The following is a 16,487-nucleotide window of genomic DNA, read 5'->3' as shown; positions in this document are numbered from 1 at the left end:
TTCTCTTCTTCGCCGCGGCGGGGAAAAGAGACGGAACGCACGTGTGGATATGGAAAAAGGAAAGGAGCGAGTGAGCATGGAATTTCATACAACATTTCGCCCGGTGACCGTCCAACCGGAACAGATCGAAGCGCGCAGTTTCCAAATCATTGACGAGGAGATCGGCGAGCACTCCTTTACGGCTGAGCAATATCCGATCGTCCAGCGCGTCATTCACGCCTCGGCTGATTTTGAGCTCGGAAAAAGCCTTCTCTTTCATCCCGACGCCGTTCGCGCCGGCATTGACGCCATTCGCAGCGGCAAGCTTGTCGTTGTCGACGTGCAAATGGTGCAAGCGGGCGTCAATCAAGCGCGCCTTGCGAAATTCGGCAGTTCGGTGCGCGTGTATATTTCCGATGAAGATGTTATCGCTGAAGCGAAGCGGCTCAATACGACACGGGCGATCGTCGCCATGCGCAAAGCAGTGAAGGAGGCGGAAGGCGGCATTTTCGCCATCGGCAACGCCCCGACCGCGCTGCTGGAGCTCATTCGTTTGATCAAGGAAGGAAAAGCGCGGCCCGGATTGATCATCGGCTTGCCGGTCGGATTTGTGTCGGCGGCGGAGTCAAAGGAGGAGCTCGCGAAACTCGATGTGCCGTTTATTACCAACCGGGGGCGCAAAGGGGGAAGCACGGTGACGGTCGCCGCTTTAAACGCTTTATCGCTGTTGGCCGAGCGAGTGTGACGGGCGATGGGGGCAAACAAAACGCTGCGGGAAGGGTACACGACCGGATCGTGTGCGACGGCGGCAACGAAAGCGGCCCTCACCGCGCTCGTTACCGGTCAGGTGCAGACGGAGGCGACGATTCGGCTGCCGATCGGCCGAGTCGTCACTTTCGCTGTTGAATCGTGCGTGATCCACGGCGCGACGGCGACCGCGGCGGTGGTGAAAGACGGCGGCGATGACCCGGATGCGACGCATGGCGCCCGCATCGTTGCCACCGTTTCTTGGGCGCCGGAGCCCGGGGTCCATCTTGACGGCGGAGAAGGGGTCGGGCGGGTCACGAAGCCGGGATTGCCGGTACCGGTCGGCGAAGCGGCGATCAATCCAGTACCGCGCAAAATGATTCACGAAGCCGTCAACGAAGTGCTCGCGCAACACGGCGTTGACCGCGGGGTGAACGTCGTCATTTCCGTGCCGGGCGGCGAAGAGATTGCGAAAAAAACGTTGAATGCTCGTCTTGGGATCATCGGCGGCATATCGATTTTAGGAACGCGCGGCATCGTCGTTCCGTTTTCCACCGCCGCTTATCGGGCGAGCATCGTGCAGGCGCTGCAAGTGGCGAAGGCGAATGGCTGCCGCCATGTCGTCATTACAACCGGGGGGCGGAGCGAGAAATACGCCATGCAAGAATATCCCCATTTGCCGGAAGAAGCGTTTATCGAAATGGGCGACTTTGTCGGATTTACGTTAAAGCAGTGCAAACGGCTCGGCATGGAAATGGTGTCGATGGTCGGCATGATGGGGAAGTTTTCCAAAGTCGCCCAAGGCGTCATGATGGTGCACTCGAAAAGCGCGCCGGTTGACTTCGGTTTTTTGGCAACGCTCGCTCGACAAGCCGGGGCTTCCAAGGAGCTGGTTGACGCCGTGCGAGGAGCGAATACGGCGGCGCAAGTCGGCGACATGATGCAAGAAGCCGGCTGCACGAAGTTTTTCGAGCTGTTGTGCGAAGCGTGCTGCCAGGCGGCGCTCCACGAAGTCGGGGGCGGCTTGAACGTGGCTGTGTCCATTTACACGATGAACGGACAACGATTAGGAAAGGCGGTGCTGTTGGATGGCGACGATGAAGTTGATCGGAGTGGGAGCTGACGGGCCAGCGAGCCTTCCTGAGCTGTATCGACGCTGGATTGACGAAAGCGAATTGCTTGTCGGCGGCGAACGGCAGCTGGCGATGTTTCCGGCATATGAAGGAGAAACGATCGTGATTCGCAGCGGGCTGAGCGAGCTCGTCGAGCGGCTCCGCCATGAAACGCGCAACACGGTCGTGCTCGCTTCCGGTGATCCGCTTTTTTATGGAATCGGCAGTTATTTAGCCGGCAAACTGCCGATCGACGTGTACCCGGCTGTCAGCTCGGTGCAATGGGCGTTTGCCAAAATGGGCGAGTCTTGGCAAGACGCGGTGTTCCTCAGCGTCCATGGCCGGCCGTTAACGGGCTTGGCCCAACGGATTGACGGGAGGCGCAAAGTCGCGATTTTAACGGATGAGACAAATTCACCAGCCGCCATCGCCCGCTACTTGCTGGCATACGGCATGACGGAGTATGAGGCGTTTGTCGGCGAGGAGCTCGGCGGGCCGAATGAGCGGTGCCGGTTTTTCAAACTAGAAGAAATGGCGGAAGCCGAGTTTCTTCCATTAAATATAGTGGTGCTGCGGAGGACGGCGCCCAGTCCTTCTTGGCCGCTCGGCATTGAGGATGATGAGTTTTTCCAGCGCAAACCAGACAAAGGGTTGATTACGAAAAAAGAAGTGCGCGTGCTCAGCTTGAGCGCTTTGCGTTTGCGCCCGGACAGCGTCGTCTGGGATATTGGCACGTGCACCGGTTCGGTCGCGATTGAAGCGGCGAAAATCGCCCGCGACGGGGCGGTGTTCGCCATTGAAAAAAATGAACATGATGTGGAAATTTGCCGGCAAAACTTGCGCAAATTCCGCGTCGACATCACGCTTGTGCACGGCAAGGCCCCTGATCGGCTTGATGAGTTTGCTGACCCGGATGCCATCTTTATCGGCGGCACGTCAGGGGCGATGGCGCCGCTGTTGGACGTCTGTGCGAAACGGCTGAAGAAAAACGGGCGCATCGTGATCAACGCGGCGACGGTGGAGACGCTTGCCGAAGCGTGCGCCGCTTTGCGCGAGCGCGGGTTTCAAGTGGACATTACGCTGGCGCAAGCATCGCGCAGCAAACCGATTTTGGACTTGACGCGCTTTGAGGCGTTAAACCCGGTTTATATCATCGCGGCAAAACGGGAGGGAGACGAATGACCGGCACGTTGTACGGCGTTGGCGTCGGTCCCGGCGATCCGGAGCTCATGACGGTGAAGGCGTATCGCCGCCTGAAAGAAGCGGACGTCATCGCGTATCCGAAGAAAGGGCGACAAAGCAAAAGTTACGCGGAACAAATGGTTGACGCCTATTTTGCCCCGGATGAAAAGCGGCGTCTCGGCTTGCATTTTCCAATGACAAAAGACCCAGCAGTGCTTGAGCCGAAATGGAACGAGGCGGCGGACGCCATCTGGGCGGAACTGGCGGCCGGACGCGATGTGGCGTTTGTGACCGAAGGCGATCCGCTGCTGTACAGCACGTTCATCCATTTGATGCGCGTGATGGAACAGCGTTATCCAGAAGTGCCGATTGAAGTCATCCCAGGGGTCAGTTCGGCGAACGCTGCCGCCGCTCGGCTGCGTTTGCCGTTGGCGGATGGGGATGAAACGGTGGCGATCGTGCCGGCGCGCGACGATTACGAGGCGATGAAAGCCGCGCTTCTTCGACACGATTGCGTCGTTTTTTTTAAGGTGGCGAAAGTGATCGATCTCCTGCTCGACTTGCTGCGGGAGCTCGATTTGCTTCAGCGCGCCGCCGTCATCACGAAGGTGACGTCCGGCGAGGAAGTAGTGTGGAACGTTGAGGAATTGGCTGGCGCGTCGCTCGAATATTTGACATTGATGGTGGTGAGAAAGTGAAGCTGTATATCGTAGGGGCGGGGCCGGGAGCGCCGGACTTGATCACCGTCCGCGGCGCCGCGCTTTTGGCTGCGGCGGATGCCATTTTTTACACCGATTCGTTGGTGAGCGAGGAATTGATTGAACGCTACCGGAAGCCGGAAGCGGACGTTTTTCATACCGCCGGCATGCATTTGGAAGAAATGGTCGCGGCGATGGTGGAACAAGCGAAACAAGGCCGGCTTGTCGTGCGTGTCCATACCGGTGATCCATCGATTTACGGGGCAACGCTTGAGCAAATCGCTATGTTGAAAGAAGAAGGAGTGGAAGTGGAAATCGTTCCCGGCGTCAGTTCGGCGTTTGCCGCCGCCGCCGCTGTGCAGGCTGAACTCACCGTTCCGGAACTGACGCAGACGGTCATTTTCACGCGCGCTGAGGGGAGGACGCCGGTGCCGCCGCGCGAACGGCTGGAAGAGCTGGCCAAACATCATTGCACCCTCGTCTTGTTTTTAAGCGCGACATTGGCGAAAAAAGTGAGCGCGGCGCTGCTTGACGCCGGCTGGAGCGGCGATACCCCAGCGGTGATCGTCTACAAGGCGACATGGCCGGATGAGCGGATCATTCGCACGACCGTCGCCGCTATGGCGGAAGAGATGCGCCGTCATCGAGTGACGAAGCACGCGATTATGCTGATCGGTTGGGCGCTTGACCCGTCCGTTCATGAACGTGGCTACCGTTCGCGCCTGTACGACCGCACGTTTACGCACGGATACCGGAAGGGGGAAGGACAGCGTGAACAAGATTGAGGAACACGGACGATATGCGGTTGTCGCCATTACGAAGCATGGGGTGGAGACTGCCCGTCGGCTGGGCCGCACCCTAGCTGGAGCAGACGTCTATTATACGGACAAGTTTGCTCGCGGCGACGAACAAGAACAACAGATTCGCCTGTTTTCCGGCAACGTCCGGGCGCTGCTGCCGGAACTGTTCGCCCGCTATGACGGCCTTATTTGCCTCATTTCGCTTGGCGCCGTCGTGCGGATGATCGCCCCGCTCTTAAAAGACAAAAAGACCGATCCGGCGGTCGTTGTCATCGATGATAAGGCGGAGCATGTGATCAGCGTGCTGTCCGGTCATTTAGGCGGGGCAAACGACTTGACGCGGCGCGTCGCTGCGATTCTTGGAGCCCGCCCGGTCATTACGACCGCTTCTGACGTGCAGCAGACGATCGCCGTTGATTTGTTCGGCCGCCAGTTCGGCTGGGAATGGGAGTCGGATGCCAAGCTGACGCCGGTGAGCGCTGCGGTCGTGAACGAAGAGCCGGTGGCGATCGTGCAAGAGTCCGGGGAACCGGATTGGTGGCCGGAGGGGCGGCCGCTGCCGAAAAACATCACCGTGTACGGCTCAATCGCGGAGGCGCTTGCCGCCCGTCCGGCGGCCGCGCTCGTGGTCACTCATCGTCTGCTTGAGCCGGATGAAGAGGCGATTTTGCAAAACGGTGTGCTGTACCGCCCGAAGGTGATCGCCCTTGGCATCGGCTGCAACCGCGGCACAGCGGCTGATGAAATCGAAGCGGTCATCCTCGAGACGCTCCATGAGCTGCGTTTTTCGCCAAAAAGCGTCAAAGCGGTGTGCACGATCGATTTGAAAAAAGACGAGCCCGGGCTTCGCGAAGTTGTCGGCAAATACGGCTGGGAGTTCGTCACGTACACGCCGGAGGAGCTGAACGCGGTGCCGATCGAAGCGCCGTCCGAGACCGTCTACCGCTACACCGGCGCGTATGGGGTGAGCGAGCCGGCGGCGAAATTGTACAGCGGGGCCGAGCGGATGGCGCTCGTAAAAAAGAAAGCGGGCAATGTGACGATTTCCGTGGCGTTGATTCGCCATAGACGAGGAAAGGGGAGCGAGTCATGCGACGATTGGTCATCGCCGCCCCGGGAAGCGGCGCCGGCAAAACAACGGTGACGCTCGGCTTGATGGCGGCGCTGAAGCAGCGAGGCTATACGGTGCAAGGGTTTAAATGCGGTCCGGACTACATCGATCCGACTTACCATACGGCGGTCACCGGCCGGCCGGCGCGCAACTTGGACAGCTGGATGATGGGAAGCGAAGCGGTCAAAACGGTGCTCACCAACGGCTGTCAAGGAGCGGATATCGCCATCATCGAGGGTGTGATGGGGCTGTTTGACGGGAAACAGCCGCTCTCGGATGAAGGATCGACGGCGGAAATTGCCGTGCTGACGCAAAGCCCGGTGTTGCTTGTCGTCGATTGTTCCGGGATGGCCCGCAGCGCGGCCGCCATCGTTCGCGGCTTTCAGACGTTCCGTCCCGACGTGCATATTGCTGGCGTATTTGCCAACCGCGTTGGCAGCGAAGGGCATTTCCGGCTCGTCAAAGCGGCGATTGAGCAGACGTGTGGAATACCGGTCGTCGGCTATTTGCCAAAAGCGGAAGAGCTGACCTTGCCGGAGCGCCATTTAGGGTTGGTGCCGTCCGTAGAGCGGGGGGAGCTCGACTCGTTTTTTGCTGAACTGGGAAAAAAAGTGATGCGCACGATCGATTGGGAGTTGCTGCTTTCCATCGCCCAAGCGCCGGCTTTCGGACCGTCCGCGCCGCTCATTCGCCCCTCGCGGCCGTATCGGGCGCGCATAGCGGTCGCGAAAGATGCCGCGTTTCATTTTTACTATCCTGAAAATCTAGAAATGCTTTCGGCCTGCGGCGCGGAGCTAGTCTACTTTTCCCCGCTCGCCGGCGAACCGCTTCCTGATCGGGTGAACGGCTTGTACATCGGCGGCGGGTTTCCGGAGGAGTTTGCCGACCAGCTCGCGCGCCAGACGGCGGTCAAGCAGTCGATCCGCGCCGCCATCGAACGCGGGCTGCCGACGCTCGCCGAATGCGGTGGGTTTATGTTTCTCACGGAACAGCTTGTCGCGACGGACGGCACGGCTTATGAGATGGCCGGCGTCATCCCGGGGCGGGTCATGATGAAAACGAAGCTGGCTGCTCTTGGATATCGTGAAGTGCACGGAAGAAAAGGAAACGTTCTTTTGCCGGAGGGAGAACAGGCGCGCGGCCATGAGTTTCACTATTCCGTGTACGAACCGCGGGGAGAGGTGCCGTTTGCCTACGAAACGAGCGGCCGGAAAGGAACGAAACCGGACGGGTATTTGGCGCATCGGCTCGTTGCCGGCTATGTCCACTTCCATTTTGCGTCCGCACCGATGATGGTTGAGCGCTGGCTCGCTGAATGCGAGAAGGTGACGATCCATGGCTAAAGCGCTGCCCATCATGTTTCAAGGCACCCATTCCGATGCCGGTAAAAGCGTCATCGCCACCGCTTTTTGCCGGCTGTTTGCCCAAGCCGGCTGGAAAACGGCCCCGTTCAAGGCGCAAAACATGTCGCTGAACGCCTACGTTACGCCGGACGGGAAAGAAATCGGACGGGCGCAAGGCATTCAGGCCGAAGCCGCCGGTGTGCCGGCGCGGGCGGAAATGAATCCGATTTTGCTGAAGCCAAGCCGAATGAATGAATCGCAAGTGGTTGTGCTCGGCCGACTGTACGCCACCATGCCGGCGATGGCTTACCGAAGTGAATTTTTTGAGCAAGGATTGGCCATCATTCGCCAGTCGCTTGACACGTTAATGAGCGAGTATGAGCGGATCGTCATCGAAGGAGCGGGCAGCCCGGCCGAGGTGAATTTAAACGACCGTGAGCTCGTCAACATGCGCGTCGCCCGGCTTGCCAACGCCCCGGTCGTGCTGATTGGCGACATTGAGCGGGGTGGGGTGTTCGCGAGCCTCGTTGGAACGTTGACGCTGCTGGAACCTAGGGATCGAAAGCGGGTCATTGGCGTGATCATCAACAAGTTCCATGGCGATCGGTCGCTTTTGCAGCCGGGCCTCGATTGGTTTGAGCGTTACACCGGGGTGCCGGTGCTCGGCGTCGTTCCGTACTTGCCCGATTTGGCAATCGATGCCGAAGATTCGCTGGCGCTAGAGCGTTTCGCCGCCTCATCTGGTGGCGAGCGGGCGATTGACATCGCTGTCATCCGCTGTCCGAAAATCGCCAATTTCACCGATATTGACCCGCTGCTCGCTGAACCGGATTGCCGCGTCCGGCTAGTGACACACGCCGCCGAGCTTGGCGAGCCGGATGTCATCGTGCTTCCCGGCAGCAAAAACACGATCGAAGACCTTGTGTACATGAAACAGCGCGGGCTCGCCTCCCGCATCGCTGCGCTTGTCGCCGAAGGCAAAACAAGGGTTGTCGGGATATGCGGCGGCTATCAAATGCTCGGAGCGGTCATCCGCGATCCCCATGGGGTCGAGACATCGCTTCCCGAGGTCAAAGGACTCGGGCTGTTGCCGATCGAGACGACGCTGGAGCGGACGAAAGTGACCGTTCGTTCGAAAGCGGTGCTGACATGGAACGGGAACCGATTGGCTGTGCAAGGATACGAGATTCATATGGGGCGCTCGACACCGCTTGCCGGTTATGTTCCGCTGATGGAGGACGATGGGGGCCAGATGGGGGCGAAGCGCGACGATGGCCGCGTTCTCGGCACCTATATGCACGATTTGTTTCATAACGATGCGTTTCGCGCGGCGTTTTTCAACGACATTCGCAAGGAAAAAGGGCTGTCGTTATCGGAACCCGTCCCGTTTCGCGCTCTCAAGGAAGCGGCGTTTGACCGGTTAGCCGCCCACGTTTGCCAACATGTGGCGGTCGAACGGATCGAACAGATGATGCGGCAATTTCAGCATGAGTAAGCTCTGAAAAACGAGGCGCTCGCATGACTGACCCGCGCTTCGACCTTTGCGGTTTTCCGGAGTCCGGCGCCGGCGAAGCGAGCCCGGTCGCGCGCTTGAGGCAGGAAGCGGAAAGCAAGTGTTGTTCGTTCGTTTCTTTTCCCACGGCACCGGCTGAAAATAAAGGCTTTTGCGCTCCTGCAATCCTAGATGAGAAAGGAGGAAGCGCCTATTCCCGTGAAAAGGGAGGATGGCGCGTCCATGATGAACGTTTCCATCCCGCCGATCCGCCGCGAAATGGCGGAACAAGCCCGTGCTTATATTGATCAATTGACCAAACCGCCCGGCAGCCTTGGCCGGCTTGAAGACGTGGCGGCAACCGTCATGGTGAATGAGATGGCGACGTTTGCGTCCGCGGGCATTTCGACAGGGGAAGAGAAAGGGGAGAAACAAGCATGACCGTCGGCAAAGTGTATTTGGTCGGCGCCGGGCCGGGGGATGAAAGGCTCATCACGGTTTACGGCCGCGAATGCCTAGAACGGGCGGACGTTGTCGTTTACGACCGGCTCATCAACCGGAAGCTGCTGCGCTATGCGAAGCCCGGCGCCGAGCTTCTTTACTGCGGCAAGGAGCCGGGAAAACATGATACGGTGCAGGAACAGATTCATGACTTGCTCGTTGACCGCGCGCGTCAAGGCCAGACGGTCGTCCGCTTAAAAGGCGGCGATCCGTGCGTCTTTGGCCGCGTCGGTGAAGAGGCGGAAGTGTTGGCGAAAGCCGGAATTCCGTTTGAAATCGTTCTAGGGGTGACATCCGGCATCGCGGTGCCGGCGTACGCTGGCATTCCCGTCACCCACCGTGATTACGCCGCCTCGGTGGCGATGGTCAGCGGCCATCGGAGCGAGCGGATCGACTGGGAGGCGCTCGCCCGCGGCTGCGATACGATCGTCGTGTACATGGGAGCGGCCAACTTGCCGGATATTTGCGGCCGGCTGCTGGCGGCCGGAAAGCCGGCGAATACGCCGGCGGCCATCATCGAATGGGGGACGACGGAGCGGCAGCGCACGGTAGCGGCGCCGCTTTCGACACTGCCAGACGAGGCGAAAAAAGCGGGCATTTCTCATCCGGCCATCATCATCATCGGTGAGGTCGTTCGTCTGCGTGAGACGCTCCAATGGTTTCCGGAGCGGCAAGGGGGCATGGTCGATGCCGACGCCTCGTCGTAGCGGGCGGGTCATCGTTTATACCGGCGATGGAAAAGGGAAAACGACGGCCGCCTTGGGCTTGGCGTTGCGCGCCGTCGGCCGAGGAATGCGAGTCGCTGTGCTGCAGTTTATCAAGTCACCTGAGCGTACGTATGGCGAGCAGTTGGCGTTGCGGCGTCTCGGTGTCGAAGTGCGCCAGCTCGGCGCCGGCTTCACATGGACGAAAACGCCGGAAGTGCACCGCGAAGCGCTGCGGCGCGCTTGGGCAGTGACGAACGAGTATGTCCATTCCAGCCGGTATGACGTCATCGTGTTAGATGAATTGAACAACGCCTTGGCGATTGACCGGTTTCCGATCAGCGACATCTTATCAGTCAACGATGTGCTGGAACTGATCCGCACCCGACCGCCGGCGCTCCACCTTGTCATCACGGGCCGCGCGGCGCACCCCGAGCTGATGGCGGCCGCCGATATCGCCACGGAAATGAAGCTAGTGAAGCACGACTATGAACAAGGGACAACGGCGATGAAAGGGATTGAATTTTAGTAGCACAAAAAAGCGGCGCAACCAAGGCCGCTTTTTTGCAGGTTACGGATATTCATCAGTTTTGTCATGTTGGGCTTTGTTTTGCCGCCGCCCTTTGCTGTTGTCACCGGAAACCGGACCGTCGAGCAGCGCCATCGGATCTTGCGTCGGCGTGTTTTGATTCCGGCTTCCTTTATTTGGCCGCTTCGTCATCGCCGCCACCTCCTTATTGCGCCGGGTTGCATCATTAGCATCCGCCTCTCAACCGATTTTATTCGCGAACGCAAAAAAACGGGGCAACGCCATCAGCGGCGTCTCCCCGTCGTTCGTGCGGATGCTGGCAAACAAGCGGCCAAGGCGAACAGGTTAGTAAGCGTAACCGCCGAAAGCGGCACCGACAATAATCAACAAAATAAACAAGACGACGATCAAGGCAAATCCGTTGCCATACCAAGCGCCCATCCCGATTCACCTCCCCATCAAGCCTACCATATGATATGCCGCATCGGCGTGAATGACTGAGGGAATTGTCGATAGGTGACGAAAATGAGAAAAACGCCTTGCCAGAACAGCGAAGGCGTTTTTTCGAGCTGTTTTTTCTTTTCGCGGGCGAGCGCGGCATCGTCCGGGTGGCCAAGCGAGCCGCTTTTTCGCCGACATGCCGCTTATTCCCACTCGTAAGGCGTCTCTTGATAAACGTAATAGTTCAGCCAGTTGATAAACAGCAAATTGGCGTGCGAACGCCATGTATTGAGCGGCATCTGGCTCGGGTCGTCGTTTGGAAAATACGATTCCGGCGGTTGGATGGGCAGCCCTTTCGCCAAATCTCGTTCATACTCTTCTTTCAGCGTCGTGGCGTCATATTCCGGATGGCCGGTCAAGAAAATTTGCCGGCCGTCGTTTGAGGCGACGAGACAAACGCCTGCTCGTTCAGCCATCGACAAAATCGTCAGCTCCGGCACCTTTTCGATGTCTTCGCGCTTGACATCCGTATGGCGCGAATGCGGCATGCGAAACACATCGTCGAAGCCGCGCAACAGCTTAACGTTTTTCACTTCCACCGTATGGTTGAACACGCCGAAACATTTTTCCGGCAGCGGATATTTCGGAATCCCGTAATGGTAATACAAGCCGGCTTGCGCTCCCCAACAAATATGTAACGTTGAAGTGACGTTCGTTTTCGTCCATTCCATAATGTCCGTCAATTCATCCCAATACGTCACTTCTTCAAACGGCAGTTGTTCGACCGGCGCTCCGGTAATGATCATCCCGTCGAACTTTCGATGGCGGATTTGCGGAAAAATGGTATAAAATTGATCCAAATGATGTTTGCTTGTCGTTTTCGGTTCATGGGTCGCCGGGCGCAAGAAGGTGATGTTCACTTGCAGCGGCGAGTTGCCGAGCAGCCTAAGCAGCTGCGTCTCCGCTTTTTCTTTTTCCGGCATCAAGTTTAAAATGACGATGTTGAGCGGGCGGATGTCTTGTGAGTAAGCCCGTTCTTCATCCATGACGAAAATGTTTTCCTGTTCGAGTATTTCCTTGGCCGGCAAGTCTTTTGGAATGTTGATTGGCAATGGTTGTCCCCTCCGTTTCGGTCTCGCTATTAAATACCTTAATTATAAAAACTTTGTCAACATTCTTCAATGGCTTTTTTGCTCTGAAACCGCTTGCGAATCAAAAGGAGGGATGGCAATTGGATCCGACGGCGTTTGACAATTTAAAAACAGTGCTGGAAGGGGCCGTGTACGACGCGGACTTGCAAGGGCGCATCGCCGTCGTCGACCGCCGCGATCTTGTCGATTTGGCCCGTTTGTTGCGGGAGTACGCCATTTCATTTCGGCTCAATGATGCGCCGGATCGGTTCGTCGTCTGCACCGCGCGGCTTTCGCTCGATTTTGCTGAGCTCGCCAACGAGCGGCTCTATCGCGGCCAAGCCGGCTGCCGACTCGCTCTTTTGTTTGCCCTGCCGGTTCGCCGTTCGTCCGTTTGTCCGTTCATTGAAGGCACGCTGCGGACGATTTGGGGACGGGAGCGAATCATCCGACAAACGCTCCGCTTTCCATTTCCATATGAACAAGGTCCGTATGAAAATGAAGTCGCGGTTGAGTTTGCCCGCCTCATTTATGAAGAAAATGCGGCCGATTTGCCGGCGATGGTGCCGTATATGATTTCGTCGCTCGAGCAGCTGCAATCGTTCGTTGACTAGCAGCGATGCAAAAAGTGGAACGAAACGATAAAATCCGTTATGATGAGGATGAGGTGAAAAATCATGAGTGTATATCAATTTAGCGCCAAAACGATTCGTGGTGAGGAACAACCGCTTTCCGTCTATCAAGGCAAGGTGCTGTTGATTGTCAACACGGCGAGCCGTTGCGGTTTTACGCCGCAGTATAAAGAGCTGCAAGAGTTGTATGACGACTATCGCGATCGCGAGTTTGTGGTGCTCGGCTTTCCGTGCAACCAGTTCGGCGGCCAAGAGCCGGGGACGGAAGAGGAAATTGAGCAATTTTGCCAGCTCAATTACGGCGTGACGTTCCCGTTGTTTGCGAAAGTGGATGTGAATGGCGATCACGCCCACCCGCTGTTTCACTATTTGAAAGAGCAAGCGCCGGGCGCATTAGGAACAAAGGCGATCAAATGGAACTTTACGAAGTTTTTGGTCGACCGTAACGGCGAGGTTGTCGCTCGTTTCGCCCCGCAAACGAAGCCGAACGAGTTGAGAAAGGAAATTGAAAAGCTGCTGTCAAACAAGGAGGGGTGACGTTTGCGCATTCAAGCGATTGAACCGACGCCAAGCCCGAACACGATGAAAATCTTGCTTGATGAAGAGTTGCCATCCGGCGTGCGCCATAACTATAAATCGGACAACATCAGCGAAGCGCCGCCGCTCATTCAAGCGTTGCTGCGCATTGACGGGGTGAAAAGCATCTACCATGTCGCCGACTTTTTGGCGATTGAGCGCCATCCGAAATACGACTGGCGCGACATTTTGGCGAACGTGCGCAAAGTGTTCGGCGAGGAAGCGGATGACGGCGCCGCGGCCAAGCCGAAAGGAAACGAACATTTCGGCGAAGTGAAAGTGTTCGTGCAAATGTTGTACGGCTTGCCGATGCAAGTGAAGCTTGTCGACGGGGAGCGCGAGCATCGCGTCGGGCTGCCGAAACCGTTTATGGACGCGGTCATTGAGGCGCAAAAATACGCGGGAAATGTCGTGTTTGAGCGAAAATGGGTTGAAAAAGGAGTGCGCTACGGCACGTTTGAGGAAATCGGCCGCGAAATCGTCGATGAGCTGTCGGCCGCCTATCCGCCCGAGCGGCTCGAGCGGATCGTCAACATGTTCCGCCGCGGCGAGCAGGAAAAAACGGCGCAAAAGCGGCCAAGCCTCAAAGTGACGAGCGAGATGCTCGATGACCCGGACTGGCGCAAACGGTATGCCGCGCTCGAACAGATGGCTGAGCCGACCGAGGACGATATCCCGGTGTTGGCGAAGGCGCTTAAGGATGAAAAAATGGCCATCCGCCGTTTGGCGACCGCGTATCTTGGCATGATCGGCGGCAAAAAGGTGCTTCCGTATTTGTACGAAGCGTTAAACGATCCGGCCGTTGCGGTCCGCCGCACCGCCGGCGACTGTTTGTCCGACATCGGCGATCCGGAGGCCATTCCGGCCATGATTGAAGCACTGAAGGACGAAAGCAAGCTCGTCCGTTGGCGCGCGGCCATGTTTTTGTACGAGGTCGGCGATGAATCGGCGCTAGCGGCGTTAAAAGCGGCGGAAGACGATCCGGAGTTTGAAGTGAGTTTGCAAGTGAAAATGGCCATTGAACGGATCGAAGGCGGTGAAGCGGCAAAAGGGTCGGTTTGGAAACAAATGACCGAAAGCCGGAAAAAAGAAACAGAGGCGGAAAAAGAGGTTGACTGAAGAGGCCGGTGCTGTGGGGAAGCATGCCGTTTTCCGGCATCGCTGGTTTTGTCCGGGCCGGCCGCCGTCTTCGTTGCTTTTCTTGCTTGAAATGTAGTATGCTGATGACGCGATCACGATGAGATGGAGGGATGATGGTCATGTCGATGGCGTACGAAGACTATATGCGCCAGCTCGTGCAACCGATGCGCGACGAGCTCGTCCGCGCCGGCTTCCGCGAACTGCGCACGAGCGAGGAAGTCGAGCAGTTTATGGAACAAGTGGAAGGAACGACGTTTGTTTTTGTCAACTCGGTGTGCGGCTGTGCGGCTGGGTTGGCGCGTCCGGCGGCGACGCAAGCGGTGCTGCAAAGCGAGAAAAAGCCGGATCATTTGGTGACGGTGTTCGCCGGCCAAGATAAAGAGGCGACGGCGAAAATGCGCGAGTACTTTGTCGGCTATCCGCCGTCCTCGCCGTCGATGGCGCTCTTAAAAGGAAAAGAAGTCGTTCATTTCATTCCCCGTGAAGAGATTGAATTTCATTCGTTAGAAGAGGTCATGGCCAATATTGTCTCCGCCTTTCAAACGCATTGCCGCTAATGGCCGTTGCGTCCGCCTCTTTGTGCCGGGGCCGCCTCGCGGGCGGTTGGGTGCGCTGGCATCCGCTCCCGAACAGACGCGCCGTCCTTCTTGGCTTTCGCATACGGAGGCGCGCCGCCGGGAACGATAAAGACGGAGGTGATCGGCGTGCCGAAGCGGAAAAAAGATCGTTCGAAAACGGGCATCAGCGCCCCGGACGTCAGAGGACAAGGGACGACACAAGCGGAAACAGGCGCTTATGAGCTTGACTCCGCCCGCAAAAAAACGAAAGTGGACTAAAAAAGGAGCTGACCTAAAAGGTCGCCTTCCTTCCAGATAGGCACAACATATCGTGCGGCAGAAGCAGTCAGTACGTATATATAGCGAGAAAGAGGGCGTCCCGGTCCATTGGGGATGCCCTCTTTTTCTTTGCCTCTGTTAGGCATTGGCGATGCAGCTGTAAATGAAATACAACAACGTAATGAGGCTGGCCGCAAAAAAGATCGTATTCATACCCCATTTTCCCGCCTTTCTGTCTATATTTTCCCCTTGAACATATGGTACACTATTCATATAACCATAGTATATACCAACGAAAGCAAAAAGGAAAAGCGGTTTTTGTCTTGGCAAGGGGAGAGGAATGGCCATGAAAAAAGCGAAGCGAATGGCCGCGTTTTCGGCGTCTGTGTTTGCCGAGCTTGCGGCGTATCGAAAACAGCGGCATCATCTTCACGACGAATGGATCGATTTAAGCGTCGGCAGCCCGGATTTGCCGCCGGCGCCGTTTGTGCGCGAGGCGCTCGCTCGCTACGCTCATGAACCAAACGCGTATGGCTATACATTAAAAGGCATTCGCGAGTTTCATGAAGCGGTCGCGGAATATTACCGGACTTCGCACGGCGTCACGCTCGATCCGGAAACGGAAGTGACGTACGTCATCGGGTCGCAGGATGGGCTTGTACATTTGCCGATCGTGTTCGCCGACCCGGGCGATGTGATTTTGCTGCCGGATCCCGGGTATCCAGCGTACGCCGCGGGAGTGGCCATGGCGGAGGCGGAGCCGTATTTTCTGCCGCTTAAGGAGGAAAACGGATTTTTGCCCGACTTGGGAGCCATTCCGGAAGAGATCGCCAAACGGGCGGTAATCATGTTTTTGAACTTTCCCGGCAACCCGGTGCCCGCTATGGCGACGGAATCGTTTTACCGCGAAGTAGTTGAGTTTGCGAAACGCTACGACGTGCTTGTCGTCTCCGATTTTGCCTACGGCGAGCTGTATTATGACGGAAACAAGCCGGTGAGTTTTCTTTCTGTTCCAGGCGCAAAGGACGTTGGTGTGGAGATCAATTCGTTGTCAAAAAGCTACCATATGGCCGGCTGCCGTGTCGGCTACGTATGCGGCAATGCCGAGGTGATCCGCGCCTTCGCTGAATTCAAATCAAATTTGGATTACGGCATTTTTTGGCCGATTCAAAAGGCGGCTGCCGAAGCGCTTCGTTACGGTGCTCCTTTTTGCGCCCAAACTCGCGCCATCTACCAAGCGCGCCGCGACGCGCTCGTTTCCGGTCTGGCCGAAATCGGCTGGCACGTGGACCGTCCACAAGCCGGCATGTTCGTGTGGGCAAAAATTCCGGACGGGTTTACATCGCTGTCGTTTACGAACGAACTGATTGACCGCGCCGGCGTCGTGGTGACGCCTGGGCACGCGTTTGGGCCGAGCGGTGAAGGGTACGTGCGCATCGCCCTCGTCCAGCCGGAAGAAGTGTTGCGCCGCGCGGTGGCGAAATTAAGCGCGACCGGCTTGTTCGCGTCTTCAGCCGCTAGGCGGCGGTAACGG

20 protein-coding genes are annotated in these 16,487 nt (G+C 57.5%); 17 read left to right on the top strand and 3 right to left on the bottom strand.

Translation table 11 applies throughout. The features are described 5' to 3' along the window. Positions 1-76 precede the first annotated feature (76 nt). The 11 genes from ACTVIM_RS08845 (at position 77) to cobO (ending at position 10,198) form a co-directional block, all read left to right on the top strand. A complete protein-coding gene (locus ACTVIM_RS08845) occupies positions 77-724 on the top strand; it encodes a precorrin-8X methylmutase (protein WP_033020766.1) in 648 nt (215 codons plus the stop codon). A gap of 6 nt (positions 725-730) precedes the next feature. Continuing rightward, positions 731-1,849, top strand: a complete 1,119-nt coding sequence (locus ACTVIM_RS08840) for a cobalt-precorrin-5B (C(1))-methyltransferase (RefSeq protein WP_445612332.1) — start codon at positions 731-733, stop codon at positions 1,847-1,849. Then, positions 1,815-3,020, top strand: a complete 1,206-nt coding sequence (cbiE, locus tag ACTVIM_RS08835) for a precorrin-6y C5,15-methyltransferase (decarboxylating) subunit CbiE (RefSeq protein ID WP_445612331.1) — start codon at positions 1,815-1,817, stop codon at positions 3,018-3,020. Before ACTVIM_RS08840 ends, cbiE begins: the two co-directional genes overlap by 35 nt. Further along, a complete protein-coding gene (gene cobI / locus ACTVIM_RS08830; protein ID WP_445612330.1) occupies positions 3,017-3,718 on the top strand; it encodes a precorrin-2 C(20)-methyltransferase in 702 nt (233 codons plus the stop codon). Before cbiE ends, cobI begins: the two co-directional genes overlap by 4 nt. Next, positions 3,715-4,503 carry a precorrin-4 C(11)-methyltransferase gene (gene cobM, locus ACTVIM_RS08825; RefSeq protein WP_445612329.1) on the top strand — a complete coding sequence of 263 codons (789 nt, stop codon included), beginning with the start codon at positions 3,715-3,717 and terminating at the stop codon, positions 4,501-4,503. The genes cobI and cobM overlap by 4 nt, the downstream gene beginning before the upstream one ends. After that, the gene (locus ACTVIM_RS08820) at positions 4,490-5,662 is read left to right on the top strand and encodes a cobalt-precorrin 5A hydrolase (protein ID WP_235207617.1); all 1,173 of its coding nucleotides are present in this window, start codon (positions 4,490-4,492) and stop codon (positions 5,660-5,662) included. The genes cobM and ACTVIM_RS08820 overlap by 14 nt, the downstream gene beginning before the upstream one ends. Then, positions 5,608-6,972, top strand: a complete 1,365-nt coding sequence (locus tag ACTVIM_RS08815) for a cobyrinate a,c-diamide synthase (protein ID WP_445612328.1) — start codon at positions 5,608-5,610, stop codon at positions 6,970-6,972. Before ACTVIM_RS08820 ends, ACTVIM_RS08815 begins: the two co-directional genes overlap by 55 nt. Beyond that, a complete protein-coding gene (locus ACTVIM_RS08810) occupies positions 6,965-8,467 on the top strand; it encodes a cobyric acid synthase (RefSeq protein WP_445612327.1) in 1,503 nt (500 codons plus the stop codon). The genes ACTVIM_RS08815 and ACTVIM_RS08810 overlap by 8 nt, the downstream gene beginning before the upstream one ends. Positions 8,468-8,707: 240 nt before the next feature. Then, entirely contained in the window at positions 8,708-8,905 is a 198-nt protein-coding gene (locus ACTVIM_RS08805) for a nicotinate-nucleotide--dimethylbenzimidazole phosphoribosyltransferase (protein ID WP_445612326.1), read from the top strand. Then, on the top strand, positions 8,902-9,672 hold the full coding sequence (gene cobA, locus ACTVIM_RS08800) for a uroporphyrinogen-III C-methyltransferase (RefSeq protein ID WP_445612325.1): 771 nt from the start codon (positions 8,902-8,904) through the stop codon (positions 9,670-9,672). The genes ACTVIM_RS08805 and cobA overlap by 4 nt, the downstream gene beginning before the upstream one ends. Further along, entirely contained in the window at positions 9,653-10,198 is a 546-nt protein-coding gene (cobO, locus tag ACTVIM_RS08795; protein ID WP_033020776.1) for a cob(I)yrinic acid a,c-diamide adenosyltransferase, read from the top strand. The genes cobA and cobO overlap by 20 nt, the downstream gene beginning before the upstream one ends. A gap of 42 nt (positions 10,199-10,240) precedes the next feature. On the opposite strand, the gene ACTVIM_RS08790 is transcribed toward cobO, so the two are convergent. The 3 genes from ACTVIM_RS08790 to metA all read right to left on the bottom strand — a co-directional run bounded on the left by ACTVIM_RS08790 (position 10,241) and on the right by metA (position 11,751). Next, a complete protein-coding gene (locus ACTVIM_RS08790; protein WP_445612324.1) occupies positions 10,241-10,390 on the bottom strand; it encodes a hypothetical protein in 150 nt (49 codons plus the stop codon). A gap of 153 nt (positions 10,391-10,543) precedes the next feature. Continuing rightward, positions 10,544-10,639 carry a YjcZ family sporulation protein gene (locus tag ACTVIM_RS08785; RefSeq protein ID WP_081897213.1) on the bottom strand — a complete coding sequence of 32 codons (96 nt, stop codon included), beginning with the start codon at positions 10,637-10,639 and terminating at the stop codon, positions 10,544-10,546. Positions 10,640-10,842: 203 nt separating this feature from the next. Next, positions 10,843-11,751, bottom strand: a complete 909-nt coding sequence (metA, locus tag ACTVIM_RS08780; RefSeq protein WP_144974533.1) for a homoserine O-acetyltransferase MetA — start codon at positions 11,749-11,751, stop codon at positions 10,843-10,845. Positions 11,752-11,870: 119 nt separating this feature from the next. Between metA and ACTVIM_RS08775 the strand changes: the two genes are divergently transcribed. The 6 genes from ACTVIM_RS08775 (at position 11,871) to ACTVIM_RS08750 (ending at position 16,484) form a co-directional block, all read left to right on the top strand. After that, complete coding sequence (locus ACTVIM_RS08775) at positions 11,871-12,383, top strand: hypothetical protein (protein ID WP_445612323.1); 513 nt, start codon at positions 11,871-11,873, stop codon at positions 12,381-12,383. A 63-nt stretch (positions 12,384-12,446) separates the two neighbouring features. Next, on the top strand, positions 12,447-12,938 hold the full coding sequence (locus tag ACTVIM_RS08770; RefSeq protein ID WP_445612322.1) for a glutathione peroxidase: 492 nt from the start codon (positions 12,447-12,449) through the stop codon (positions 12,936-12,938). A gap of 3 nt (positions 12,939-12,941) precedes the next feature. Beyond that, a complete protein-coding gene (locus tag ACTVIM_RS08765) occupies positions 12,942-14,096 on the top strand; it encodes a conserved virulence factor C family protein (protein WP_445612321.1) in 1,155 nt (384 codons plus the stop codon). Between the two features lie 140 nt (positions 14,097-14,236). Beyond that, the gene (locus tag ACTVIM_RS08760) at positions 14,237-14,674 is read left to right on the top strand and encodes a BrxA/BrxB family bacilliredoxin (RefSeq protein ID WP_033843853.1); all 438 of its coding nucleotides are present in this window, start codon (positions 14,237-14,239) and stop codon (positions 14,672-14,674) included. A 147-nt stretch (positions 14,675-14,821) separates the two neighbouring features. Continuing rightward, on the top strand, positions 14,822-14,953 hold the full coding sequence (locus tag ACTVIM_RS08755; protein WP_081897296.1) for a YuzL family protein: 132 nt from the start codon (positions 14,822-14,824) through the stop codon (positions 14,951-14,953). A gap of 340 nt (positions 14,954-15,293) precedes the next feature. Then, the gene (locus tag ACTVIM_RS08750) at positions 15,294-16,484 is read left to right on the top strand and encodes an LL-diaminopimelate aminotransferase (RefSeq protein ID WP_445614277.1); all 1,191 of its coding nucleotides are present in this window, start codon (positions 15,294-15,296) and stop codon (positions 16,482-16,484) included. Positions 16,485-16,487: the final 3 nt, after the last annotated feature.

It is taken from the genome of Geobacillus sp. YF-1 (assembly GCF_052692335.1).
The sequence above is the reverse complement of the archived record's forward strand: the minus strand, read 5'-3'. Positions and strand labels throughout refer to the sequence as shown.